Annotated in this window: 11 protein-coding genes; 3 read left to right on the forward strand and 8 right to left on the reverse strand. The window is 59.3% G+C overall.

The window, feature by feature from the left end:
• Positions 1-44: 44 nt before the first annotated feature.
• Positions 45-2,075 carry a PAS domain-containing sensor histidine kinase gene (locus EC915_RS02480; RefSeq protein ID WP_133748934.1) on the reverse strand — a complete coding sequence of 677 codons (2,031 nt, stop codon included), beginning with the start codon at positions 2,073-2,075 and terminating at the stop codon, positions 45-47.
• Positions 2,072-3,556: an ATPase domain-containing protein gene (locus tag EC915_RS02485; RefSeq protein ID WP_133748935.1), complete on the reverse strand. Its 1,485-nt coding sequence runs from the start codon at positions 3,554-3,556 to the stop codon at positions 2,072-2,074. The genes EC915_RS02480 and EC915_RS02485 overlap by 4 nt, the downstream gene beginning before the upstream one ends.
• A gap of 249 nt (positions 3,557-3,805) precedes the next feature.
• Between EC915_RS02485 and EC915_RS02490 the strand changes: the two genes are divergently transcribed.
• Both EC915_RS02490 and nudC read left to right on the forward strand, forming a co-directional pair.
• A complete protein-coding gene (locus EC915_RS02490; RefSeq protein ID WP_133748936.1) occupies positions 3,806-4,618 on the forward strand; it encodes a crotonase/enoyl-CoA hydratase family protein in 813 nt (270 codons plus the stop codon).
• Positions 4,619-4,720: 102 nt separating this feature from the next.
• Positions 4,721-5,569, forward strand: a complete 849-nt coding sequence (gene nudC / locus EC915_RS02495) for an NAD(+) diphosphatase (RefSeq protein WP_133748937.1) — start codon at positions 4,721-4,723, stop codon at positions 5,567-5,569.
• Here nudC and EC915_RS02500 read toward each other — a convergent pair.
• The 6 genes from EC915_RS02500 to EC915_RS02525 form a co-directional block, all read right to left on the reverse strand.
• Positions 5,525-6,304, reverse strand: a complete 780-nt coding sequence (locus EC915_RS02500) for a TSUP family transporter (RefSeq protein ID WP_133748938.1) — start codon at positions 6,302-6,304, stop codon at positions 5,525-5,527. The genes nudC and EC915_RS02500 overlap by 45 nt on opposite strands.
• A gap of 208 nt (positions 6,305-6,512) precedes the next feature.
• Positions 6,513-7,652: a Gfo/Idh/MocA family protein gene (locus EC915_RS02505; protein ID WP_133748939.1), complete on the reverse strand. Its 1,140-nt coding sequence runs from the start codon at positions 7,650-7,652 to the stop codon at positions 6,513-6,515.
• 238 nt (positions 7,653-7,890) lie between these two features.
• Complete coding sequence (locus tag EC915_RS02510; protein WP_133748940.1) at positions 7,891-8,658, reverse strand: SDR family oxidoreductase; 768 nt, start codon at positions 8,656-8,658, stop codon at positions 7,891-7,893.
• A gap of 30 nt (positions 8,659-8,688) precedes the next feature.
• Entirely contained in the window at positions 8,689-9,756 is a 1,068-nt protein-coding gene (locus tag EC915_RS02515; protein WP_133748941.1) for a phosphotransferase family protein, read from the reverse strand.
• Positions 9,757-9,954: 198 nt separating this feature from the next.
• Positions 9,955-10,269: an SCP2 sterol-binding domain-containing protein gene (locus EC915_RS02520; protein ID WP_133748942.1), complete on the reverse strand. Its 315-nt coding sequence runs from the start codon at positions 10,267-10,269 to the stop codon at positions 9,955-9,957.
• A 57-nt stretch (positions 10,270-10,326) separates the two neighbouring features.
• Positions 10,327-11,037, reverse strand: a complete 711-nt coding sequence (locus EC915_RS02525; protein WP_133748943.1) for a histidine phosphatase family protein — start codon at positions 11,035-11,037, stop codon at positions 10,327-10,329.
• A 201-nt stretch (positions 11,038-11,238) separates the two neighbouring features.
• On the opposite strand from EC915_RS02525, the gene sohB reads away from it, so the two are divergent.
• On the forward strand, positions 11,239-12,261 hold the full coding sequence (gene sohB, locus EC915_RS02530) for a protease SohB (protein WP_133748944.1): 1,023 nt from the start codon (positions 11,239-11,241) through the stop codon (positions 12,259-12,261).
• Positions 12,262-12,401 lie beyond the last annotated feature (140 nt).

The raw sequence follows: 12,401 nt of genomic DNA on the forward strand, positions 1-12,401 counted from the left end.
GTCGGCAGTGAAAGGCGAGCCGCCTGTTTGACGCTGTTATCTGGCTACCCCTCAATCATTTTCCGAACTTTTGCGGTCAACTGGTCGAAAGCGAAGGGTTTGGTGATCATCTGCATGCCTTCCTCAAGAAAACCTGCTCGCGTACCTGCGTTTTCTGCGTACCCGGTGATGAACAGCACCCTCAATTCGGGTCGTAACTGGCGAGCGATGTCGGCCAGTTGCCGGCCATTCATGCCGGGCAGCCCGACGTCGCTGATCATCAGGTCGATGCGCTGGCCAGATTCCAGAATCGGCACGGCGCCAACGGCATCGCCTGCCTCCAGATACGCATAGCCCAGTTCGCTGAGGACCTGACTGACCAATGCGCGTACGGCCTGATCATCTTCCACGATCAGGATGGTCTCGCCGTCGCGGGCTTCGATGGTCTGACCATCAAAGCGAATGTCCTCGGCCTCTTTCTCGCCTTGAAAGCGTGGCAGGAACAGTTGCACGGTCGTACCGTGGTCAACCTGGCTTTGGATGGAAACATGGCCCCGGGACTGTTTGGTGAAGCCGTAGATCATCGACAAACCGAGCCCCGTGCCCTGACCGATTGGCTTGGTGGTGAAAAAGGGGTCGAACGCTCGAGTGATGACGTTTTCCGGCATGCCGCAACCTGTATCGGTAACGCTGAGCACCACGTAATCGCCCGGGAGCAAATTCTCGTGGGCATTGGTGAACGGCCGGTCGAGTCTGCGATTGAACGTCTCGATCATCAACATGCCGCCGCTGGGCATGGCATCCCGCGCGTTCAGCACCAGGTTGAGCAGGGCACTCTCCAGTTGATTGGGGTCGGCTTCTGCGGTCCAGAGCTGCGGGTCCAGGCACATGTCCAGGCGCACGCTTTCATTGACGCTGCGATGCAACAGCTCGCCCATAGCGTTGACCAGTTCGTTCATCTCTACAGGTTTGGAATCCAGCGATTGGCGCCGGGAAAACGCCAATAGCCGATGGGTCAGTGCCGCAGCGCGATTGGCCGAGGTCACGCCCAGATCGATCAGCCCGTCGAGATCATCGATACGCCCACGCGCTACACGGCGCCTGAGCAGTTCCAGGCTGCCAATGATGCCCGTGAGCATGTTATTGAAGTCATGGGCGATACCGCCGGTGAGCTGACCCACGGCTTCCATCTTCTGGGACTGACGCAGCTCTTCTTCGTTATGACGCAGTTGCGAAGTGCGCTCCTCGACTTGCTGTTCGAGCGATTCGTTCAGTTTGCGCAGTTGGGTTTCGGCCTGTTTGCGCTCGGTAATATCGGACGTAACCCCGGCGAGCAAACTGACCCGGCCGTTGCGTGCGCGAATGGCGCGGGCGCGTACATCGACCCAGTGCAGCGAGCCGTCGGGCCAGACATTGCGGAACTCGATAATGAAATCGTGGCCGGTATCGAGGGCGTCTTGCAGCGCCGATTGCATACGAGGCTGGTCGGCGGCATACACCGACTCCAGCCATTGGTGATAATTGAAGGGCGCTGGTTCGTCGCGCCCGTAGTGCGTCTTGCTGATGTCCGAGCAATCGAGTTTCAGAAATTCGGCCTCCAACTGCCAGGCGCCCAGGCTACCGGCCTTGAGGGCGTGCTGCAGGCGCTGCTCACTCTCGAGCATGTCCTCCATGCGGCCGCGCGCCTCGTATTGCCTTCGTCGGCCCCGCACGGCGGTGGTTACCAGGCTGACCAGCGTCGCCGGATGAAAGGGACGCTCGAGGAAGGTCACGTTGCCCAACAGTTTGCCCAGTCGCGCCGAGGGATTGTCTTCAGGACCGCCGTGATGAGTCAGCAGTACGACGGGTAAATCCGACCATGCCGGTTGATGGTTCAGCAGGCTGAGCAAAGGGTTGAGATCGACCCCGCGCAACGCTTCATCGGCAATGATGGCAAGACCGGCGCCTGAGGCCATTTCCTTGCATAGGTCGGTCAAGTCGTGGGTGATCAGCGCCGGGAAGCCTGCCTCCTGCAGGATTCTCAACGCGATCTGACTGTCCCGCCCTTGCGGAGCCAGGATGATTGCACGTTCCGCCAGCTGTCCCGGCGTGCTCACGCGTCCTCGTCCCGCAACAGTGGATTGCCTTCGCCGAAATAATGCGGCACGCCGCGCAGTACGCCCTGGAATGCATCCAGTGGAGCACCGATTTTCATACCGGAGCCACTGATGCGGTATTCGCGAATGGTCGATTCATGGGTACCTGTGCGTTTCTTGATGATGGAGATGGCGCGCCGGACTTTGCCCAGCGCTTCGAAGTAACGCAACAGAATCACGGTGTCGGCCAGATAGGTGATATCGACCGGAGCACGCATATCGCCCACCAGGCCGTGCTGTGCGACCGTCATGAACGTCGAAGCGCCCTGACGGTTGAGGTAGAGCAACAGTTCATGCATGTGCAGCACCAGCGCGTTCTCTTCCGGCATCGCCGCCTGATAGCCATTTAGGCTGTCGATGATCACGGTGCGGATCTGCTTCTCGTCCACGCTGCGACGGACGCGGTGGGCGAACTCGCCAGGGGACAGTTCGGCAGCATCCACTTGCTCGACCAGCAGATTGCCGGTTCGCTGCAACGCCGCCAGGTCGATCCCGATCTTCTTCATGCGTTCGAACAGCAGGCCCATTTCTTCGTCGAAAATGAACAGACCGACCCGTTCGCCGCGTAAGACGGCCGCCGCTGCGAACACCATGGAAATAAGCGATTTGCCGGTCCCGGCCGGACCCAGGATCAAGGTGCTGGAGCCACTGTCGATGCCACCGCCGAGCAGCGCATCGAGTTCCGGAATATTGCTGCTCAACTGACTGCTCGCGTAACCGCTGCGATGCTCGGCGGCCACCAGACGCGGGAATACATGAATGCCGTCGGCCATGATGTTGAAGTCGTGATAGCCGCCGCGATATTTCTGCCCGCGATATTTCACCACCCTCAGGCGCCGCCGCTCGGCGCCATAGGCGGGTGTCAGCTCTTCAAGGCGGATCACCCCATGGGCCACGCTGTGGACGGTCTTGTCCAAGGCCTCGGTAGTCAGGTCGTCGAGCAGAATCACCGTGGCGTCATAGCGCGCAAAGTAGTGCTTGATCGCCAGGATCTGCCGACGGTAGCGCAACGAACTCAGTGCCAGCAGGCGGATCTCCGACAGGCTGTCGATGACCACGCGTGTCGGCTTGACCCGCTCGACCACCTCGAAGATTTGCCTGGTCGCTTCGCCCAGTTCAAGGTCGGAGGAATACAGCAGACTTTGCTGATGCTCGGCATTGAGCAGATCTTCGGGCGGCGTGAGTTCGAATACCTCGATGTGCTGGTCGAGCTCCCAACCATGCGAACGTGCGCCGTCGCGCAACTCGCGTTCTGTTTCGGAAAGAGTGATGTAGAGACCGCGCTCACCTACAACAGCGCCCGCCAGGAGAAACTGAAGGGCCACGGTGGTCTTGCCGGTTCCGGGTTCTCCTTCCAGAAGAAACACATGACTGCGTGAAAGACCTCCAGCGAGGATGTCGTCCAGGCCCACAATGCCGGTAGCCGCTTTTGATGTACTCAAGAATCGCCCTCTTGCGACCTGAAAAGAGCGATGATCACCGCGTAAATGCGGTTCTTCGCTGCCATCTCACTGGACCCTTGCCGCTGTTCGCCGTTCAGTTTATCTGGGCTTCACAAGGGGGCAGACGAGCTTTTCAAGCGCTTTGCTGTCCGGCCAATGGCGCAACCGTGGCCTGCGGCAATCGCACCGCCTTGGTATAGTCCGACGTCCGGAAGTTTCAATCCACACAGCTATTCAAGGATCAATGCCGTGTCCGACTACAGCGCTTTCAAGGTCGGGCTGACCGACCATATCGCCCACGTACAAATCAGCCGCCCGGAAAAGATCAATGCCATGAACGCGGCATTCTGGAGTGAGATCATCGAGGTTTTTCAGTGGATCGAAGACACCGATGAGGTGCGCGTGGTGGTGCTCAGCGGCGCGGGCAAGCATTTTTCTTCAGGCATCGACCTGACGCTGCTGGCGTCGGTCGCCAACGAGCTGGGCAAGGATGTCGGCCGCAACGCGCGAATGCTGCGGGGCAAAATCTTGCAGATGCAGGCGTCTTTCAACGTTGTCGACCGCTGCAGCAAGCCAGTGCTTGCCGCCGTGCAGGGCTATTGCATCGGTGGCGCCATCGACCTGATCAGTGCCTGTGACATGCGTTACGCAGCGGACGATGCCCTGTTCTCTATCCGAGAAATCGACATGGGCATGGCAGCCGATGTCGGCACGCTGCAGCGCCTGCCCAGGCTGATCGGCGACGGCATGATGCGGGAAATGGCCTACACCGGGCGCAACGTCAAGGCGGACGAGGCGCTGCGCATCGGTCTGGTGAATCGTGTCTTCATGAGCCACGATCAATTGCTGGACGGCGTGTTCGCTATGGCTGGCGAAATCGCTGCAAAATCGCCGATCGCCATCACCGGCAGCAAGCGCATGATTGCGTACATGCGCGATCACAGCGTCGATGATGGTCTCGAATACGTTGCCACCTGGAACGCTGCCATGTTGCAATCGGCGGACCTGAAGCTGGCGATGGTGGCCCACATGGGTAAGCAGAAGCCGGTCTTCGATAATTGACTGCGGAGCGGGTTTCGCAGGCGCCTGCCATCGACGCCTGTCCGGACACCGACTGAGGAGCCGGATGGCGGCGGACAGGTTTTTGAACAGAGGAGTTCTTTCATGACGCGCCCCAGGCGTTGGACCACCGCCGTGCTGGATACTCAGGCAACGGGCGGCTGGGCCGTGGTCCACAGTGACCAGGGTTTTCTGCAAGACGACAACGGGGTGATGTTCCCCCGCGAATGGCTAAAGGGTCTGGATTTGCCTTTGAGCAGTGAGCACGGGATCGGCCATTTCGATGGCGAGCCGGTTTATGTGCTGGTGCTCAAGCAGGCAGTCTTGCTGGAAGGCATGGGTTGGCAGACGTTGCGCCAGTTCATGCTGGCCGACGATGCCGATGTGTTTCAGATGCTCGGTTACGCCGCGCAGATCAGCACCTGGGCACGCGAGCATCGTTTCTGCGGCAGCTGCGGTCAGCCCATGCAGCAGGTGCCGGGTGAGCGGGCCATGTATTGCCGGGACTGCGACCTGCGCTCGTATCCGCGAATCTCGCCGAGCATGATCGTGTTGATTACCCGCGGCGACGAGGTGCTGCTGGCGCGTTCCCCGCGTTTCGTGACCGGTGTCTACAGCACGCTGGCCGGGTTTGCCGAGCCTGGAGAGGCTGCAGAAGACTGCGTGCGTCGCGAGGTCATGGAAGAGGTACAGGTCAAGGTCCGGAATATCCAGTACAAGGGCAGCCAGTGCTGGCCCTTTCCCCACTCGATGATGCTGGGCTTTCATGCGGAATACGACAGCGGCGAGATCGTGCCTCAGGCCGACGAGATCGAAGATGCGCAGTGGTTCAGCATCCACGACATGCCACCTTTACCGGCGAGTCGGTCCATTGCGCGCTATCTGATCGACCTCTATCTGGCCCAGCGCTCAGGCGCCGCTGAACCAGTGCTGCCAGGCCAGGCGGACAGTTAAACCGAGGACCACGGTAATGAATACAGGGCGGATGAATTTGGCGCCGCCCTGAATTGCCGTCCGCGCACCCAGAAATGCGCCCACCATCAACGCCAGCCCCATGACCAGACCGATGACCCAGTCCACCGAGCCATTGACCGCGAAGATCACGAGTGCGGCGGCATTGCTGACGAAATTCATGCTTCGTGCCACACCGCTGGCCTTGACCAGGTCGACCGGGTACATCAGCAGTGTACTGACCGTCCAGAATGCCCCAGTGCCAGGCCCCGCCACGCCGTCGTAGAACCCCAGGCCCAGTCCTTGTGGCAGCTGCCATTTGCGCTTGATCGGCGCGTTGTTGTCCAGCGGCGCCTTGGGCGTCCCGCCGAACAGCAGGTACAGGCCGCAGCCGAAAACGATCACGGGCAGCATCTGGTTCAGCAGTTCGGCAGGCAGATAATGCGCAACCACGGCCCCGATCAAAGCACCGACAGCGGTGCCGATCAATGCAAGGGTCCACTGTCTGGGGTGAAACAGCTTGCGCCGGTAGAAGGTGAGCCCTGCTGTGGCGGAGCCGAAGGTCGAGCTGAGTTTGTTGGTGCCCAGCACCAGATGCGGCGGCAGACCTGCGGTCAACAGAGCAGGGGTGGTCAGCAGGCCGCCACCTCCGGCAATGGCATCGATGAAACCGGCAACGAAAGCGACAACGGCAAGCACCACCAGTGTGATGGGATCTACGGTAAGTTCGAACGGCATGGCAGCGGGCTTACTAGGCAGATGGGCAGAGGGGCTGCCCGGAAGTGCGACATTCTACCTGTAAGCCCTGAGCCATTGCAGAGCGTAACGGTGCTTTTATTTATTGACGCTGTAGCGACGCCTTTAATCGCCTGTTGTATTTTTCGCGAATGAATTCGCTCCCACAGCAGGTCACCGTTCAGCCCTTCCTTTCACGTGTTACCCAAGCTCAAACCTCTGACACAGTCACCCAGCGCATCTCTTTGGCAGCCACTCGAATCGCCGTCGCCAACCGCTCGACTTCCAGCGCTTCGGCAAAATCCGGGCCTTCGCTGGTTTGGCCACATAGCGCCTGGATCAGCGCACGCACCTCCAGAGTCTTCAGCTCGTTGTAGCCCAACTGATGCCCCGGTGCCGGGCAAAACGCTGCATAACCGGGCTGCGCCGGTCCTGCCAGAATTTGCTGGAAGCCATCCCGGCCCGGCGCTCCAGCACGGTACAGGCGCAATTCGTTGAGCCGTTCCTGATCGAACGACAGCGTGCCCCTGGTGCCGCCGATTTCAAAACTCAGGTGATTCTTGTAGCCGTGTTTCAGCCAACTGCTGCCGAATGTCCCACGGGCACCATTGGCGAAACGCAGCAGGGCGTAGGTCTGGTCATCGACGGCAATCTTGCGCTGCTGCGGGCTGCCGCCCTCTGCAGGGCGCTGAGCATGTACGGTTTGCGAGTCGGCACATACCGACTCGATATCGCCCAGCAGGTAGCGGGCCATTGCCAACAGGTGACTGCCCAGATCTGCAAGCGCGCCTCCGGCATGAGCCTGCTCACAGCGCCAGGACCACGGTGATTGCGGGTCGCCCATGAAGTCCTCGCTGAACTCCCCCTGAAAACTGATGATCTGCCCCAATTCGCCGCTTTCGATCATGTTTCGGGCCAGACCAATAATCGGGTTGTGCTGATAGTTATAACCGACGCGCGTCACGACGCCGGCTTTCACCGCTGCGCTGTGCATGGCCCGCGCTTGGTCGAGGCTGACAGCCAGTGGCTTCTCGCAATACACCGCTTTGCCGGCTTCGAGGGCGGCCATCGCCATGGGGCAATGCAGATGATTGGGCGTGGTAATGGCCACCAGATTGACGGCTGGATCGCTGATTAATTGTTGCCAATCAGCGTGACTGTGGTCGAACCCCCAAGCCCGCGCGCAGTGCTCGGCCCGGGCGGCATCGGCGTCGGCCAGCGCATGGAGTTTGAGGTTGACCGGCAAATCGAAGGTGGTGCGGGCATTCTGGAAAGCCAGCGCATGCGCCCGCCCCATGAAGCCGGTGCCGATCAGGCCTATGCCTAAATCGGGAAGCGATGACTGGCGCATGACGACGTCCTTTAAGGCGTATTGTTGTGCGCAAAAATGTATTCGCTGGATGTTCTGGATGGAATCTTTATTCCATCAGATAACCCTCAGATTCACCTCAGTCCAGCGTCTATAGGAAACGTCGGAGGTCACGACGGCAGCGAAGGCGGTGGTTCAGCGGCGTCTTCACTGACTGACACCCCGCGTTCACCGTCAAACCAGCGGGTGCAAGAAGGCGCCCTGGGTGAGGTTCAGCCCATCAAGACAAAAAGCCGCCATCCACATTCAACGCGACACCTGTGGTGTAGCTCGACGCATCGCTGGCCAGGTACAGCACGGCGCCGGCCATCTCACTGGGTGCGGCAACGCGCCTGAGCGGGATCTGGGCCAGCGCGGTGTTGAGAATGTTCTCGTTGCTGACCAGCGCTGAGGCGAATTTGGTGTCCGTCAACCCTGGTAGCAGCGCGTTGCAGCGGATACCGAACTGTGCGCACTCCTTGGCGAAGACCTTGGTCATGTTGATCACTGCCGCTTTGGTCACCGAGTAGACGCCTTGAAAAACGCCCGGCGAGACGCCGTTGATCGACGCTACGTTGATGATGCTGCCACCGCCGTGTTCACGCATCAGCCTGCCGGCTTCGACCGACATGAAAAAGTAGCCGCGAATGTTGACGTCCACCGTCTTCTGAAACGCCCCTGGATCGGTGTCCAGCACATTGCAGAACTGCGGGTTGGTTGCAGCGTTGTTGACCAGAATGTCGAGCCTGCCGAACTCTTCCCGAATCCGTGCGAAGACGCCATTGATCTGCTCCATCTCGCCGATATGGCAGGCAATTGCCGTGGCCTTGCCGCCGTCTGCGATGATCGCATCGGCGACGTGCTGGCAGCCTTCAAGCTTGCGGCTGGAGACGATGACATGAGCACCTTGTTGCGCCAGCAGCTTGGCAATCGCCTCACCGATGCCGCGGCTGGCGCCGGAAACAAAAGCAATCTTGCCGTCGAGGTCGAACAGTTGGGTCTTTGACATGGTGTCTTCCTTATCCTGTCGCAATCGTTGTCAGAGGCTTGAACGGTCGAGCACTTGCAGCGCCATGTGTTCCAGCAGCTTGTTCATGTGGATGAACTGGGCGAAGCGCTTGTCCTGGGTCTGTCCGTGGAAAAAACGGTAGTAGATCTGCTGCACGATGCCCGCCAGGCGGAACAGTCCATAGGTGTAATAAAAATCGAAATTGTCGATGCGAATGCCCGAGCGCTCGGCGTAGTACGCGACAAATTGCTCGCGTGTCAGCATGCCTGGCGCATGGCTCGGTTGACGGCGCATCAATTGCACGGGGGCGGGGTCGTCAGCCTGAATCCAGTAAGCCAGACTGTTGCCCAGGTCCATCAGAGGATCGCCCACCGTAGTCAGTTCCCAGTCCAGTACACCGATGATCTGCATCGGGTTTCGAGGGCTCAGAATCACGTTGTCGAAGCGGTAGTCGTTGTGCACCAGGCTTGAAGTCGGGTGGTCGGCAGGTTTTTTCTCATCCAGCCACCGCGCCACTTTTTCCCAGCTCGGCGCGTCTGCGGTGCGGGCTTTCTCGTAGCGCTCGGTCCAGCCGCGAATCTGCCGTGCCACGTAGCCCTCCGGCTTGCCAAGATTACCCAGGCCGCACGCGGTGTAGTCGACCCGGTGCAGGTCCACCAGCTTGTCGATGAAGCTCTCGCAAAGCGCCTCGGTTTGCGCGGCGTCGAAACCCAGCTCGGGCGGCAGCTCGGAACGCAGAATGATTCCCTCAACCCGCTCCATGACATAAAACTCAGCGCCGATCACCGATTCGTCGGTGCAGTGCAGATAGGCTTTGGGGCAGTAAGGAAAAGCATCCTTGAGCTGATTGAGAATGCGAAACTCACGGCCCATGTCGTGGGCGCTTTTGGCTTTATGGCCAAATGGCGGGCGACGCAGTACGAACTCCTGTTCGGGGTATTTGAGCAGGTAGGTGAGGTTGGAGGCGCCACCGGGAAACTGACTGATTCGGACGCTGCCGCTCAGCCCGCAAATGCGTGCTTTGAGGTAAGGATCGATCAACGCAGCATCGAGTTCTTCGCCGGATCGGACCTGGGTGGACTGGTCGGTTAGCGCCATGCTTATCCCTGCTGTTTATTTTCGATTGTCAGGATCATTGGCTAATCTAATCTGCGCCCGGCGTCGGCAACAACCAGCGCGTGGCTTTATTGGTAAGCGTGTTGCTGGTCGATCAGCCGTTTTGATCAGCCATCGAGAAACCATCAGGCAAAAAAAACCGAAGCCGCCTGGCTTCGGTTTTCAACGGCGCCTGAGCGATCAGGAAGGAAACAGTTCGCTCAGTTTCATCGCCAGCATCATGTCGCCTTCAGCGCGCAGCTTGCCGCCCATGAACGCTTGCATGCCATCGGTTTCACCGCTGACGATGCCCTGCAGGGTTTCGCCGTCCATCACCAGGGTGACTTGAGCGTCCGGATTCTCGCCTTCCTGCAACTCGCAGGTCTTGTCCTTGACGATCAGGGAGAAATTCCTGGTTTCATCGATGCGAAAACCGAACACCAGGTCCAGGCCCGCAGCGGCATCCGGGTTGAACTTGGCTTTCATTGCTTGTACGGCATCGGCTACGGAGGTCATGGTGTCATCCTTTTATATGAGTGATTGCAGGCACCTTGCGGGTGCGATTGGCCGGGCTCAGCGGTAAGTGATGAGCTCCGGCGCCTTCATCAGTTGCAGGTGTGCATAACTGTTGAAGGAAGCCAGTGACACCTCGCGACCACGAAACTTGAGCTGGTTGAGCGAGGTGTTGACGATTTGCCAATTGAGCTCGAACGCCTGACGTGCCGGCATCCGGGTGATCAGGTGGAGCAGGGCGGTAATGGTGCCTGCGGAAGTGAACACGGCAATGCGCTCATTGGGGCTTGCGCTGTCCAGAATGCGGTCGAGGCCGGACTGCACCTGCGCAACGAACGCCAGCCAGCTCTGAAGCGCTGGTGTGTCGTATTGTCCGTCCAGCCAGCGATCAATGATCAGGGCGAACAGGCGTTGGAATTCGACGCGGTTATGCGTGGCATTGCGCATGATATCCAGTGCTTCCGGCTCATGGGGCAGCATCGCCGGCAGCAGGGCGCGGATCACCGCTTCAGCGTCGAATTCGTTGAATGCCGCATCGGTTTCCAGTACTGGCCCTGTCAGGCCTGCGGCCTCCAGCTGGGCGATAACCGTTTCGGCGGTATGCCGCTGACGGAACAGGCTCCCCGAAATGCACCGATCAAAGCGTAGATCCAGTTCCGCCAGATGCGCACCGAGGACTTCGGCCTGGCGATAACCGGTCGGCGAGAGGACGTCGTAATCGTCCGCACCGAAGGAGGCCTGGCCATGTCTTATCAGATAGATGCTGCCCACGGACGCGTCATCCCGGCACATTGAAAGTGCTGCGAGGTTATGAGCGCGGCGCCGGGTCTGTCAATAAAAAACATACGCTTGTTTGAATTGCCCGATGCCACGATGTTTGACAGTCGTCCTGCTGGCTCGGCGCAGGGCGCGCCGGTATGCTGGGTCCATTCGCGATCCTGTCCCGGATCTATGTGCAGGTAAGGAGTTTCTGTGGAGTTTATTTTCGATTACGCCAGCTTTCTGGCGAAAACCGTCACTGTGGTGATCGCCATCATCGTGGTGCTGGTGGCGATAGCATCAATGCGTGGCCGGGGTCGACGCAGCAGTGGCGGTCAGTTGCACGTGACCAAGCTCAATGATTTCTACAAAGGGCTGCGTGACCGTCTTGAGGGCTCGCTGCTGGACAAGGCGCGCCTCAAGGCGCTGCGTAAATCCCAGGCCAAGGAGTTGAAGAAGGACAAAAAGCAGAACGCGGTCAAACCCCGGGTCTACGTGCTGGATTTCGACGGTGACATCAAGGCCTCGGCTACCGAGAGCATGCGTCAGGAAATCACCGCCTTGCTCACCCTCGCAACCGATAAGGATGAAGTGGTGCTGCGCCTGGAAAGCGGTGGCGGCATGGTGCACAGCTACGGTCTGGCTTCCTCGCAGCTGGCGCGTATTCGTCAGGCGGGCATTCCGCTGACCATTTGTATCGACAAGGTCGCGGCCAGCGGCGGGTACATGATGGCGTGCATCGGTAATCGCATCATCAGCGCGCCATTTGCCGTACTGGGATCGATTGGCGTGGTTGCACAACTGCCCAACGTCAACCGCCTGCTGAAAAAGCACGACATCGACGTTGAAGTGCTGACGGCTGGCGAATACAAACGGACATTGACCGTGTTTGGCGAAAATACCGAGAAGGGCCGCGAGAAATTCCAGCAGGACCTGGACATTACCCATGAGCTGTTCAAGAACTTCGTTGCCAGCTATCGCCCGCAGTTGCAGATCGACGAGGTGGCTACCGGCGAGGTCTGGTTGGGCATGGCGGCCAAGGACAAGCAATTGGTCGACGAGCTGAAAACCAGCGATGAATACCTATCGGAAAAAGCGAAGACTGCCGAGGTGTTCCATCTGCACTACGCCGAACGCAAGAGCCTGCAGGAACGGGTAGGGCTGGCGGCCAGTGGCTCGGTAGACCGGCTGGTAACAGGCTGGTGGAACAGGTTGATGCAACAGCGGTTCTGGTAAGCACAATGCACCGGTTTGTATGATCGTTTGCATGCTCTGCGTGGTAACGATCAACGCGTAGAATGTTCAACCGGTCGGTAACAAAAAGCCCCGATTTCTCACGAAATCGGGGCTTTTCATTATGCGTCGTTCAGCGTCGG

It is taken from the genome of Pseudomonas sp. LP_7_YM (genome assembly GCF_004364435.1).
GTDB lineage: Bacteria > Pseudomonadota > Gammaproteobacteria > Pseudomonadales > Pseudomonadaceae > Aquipseudomonas.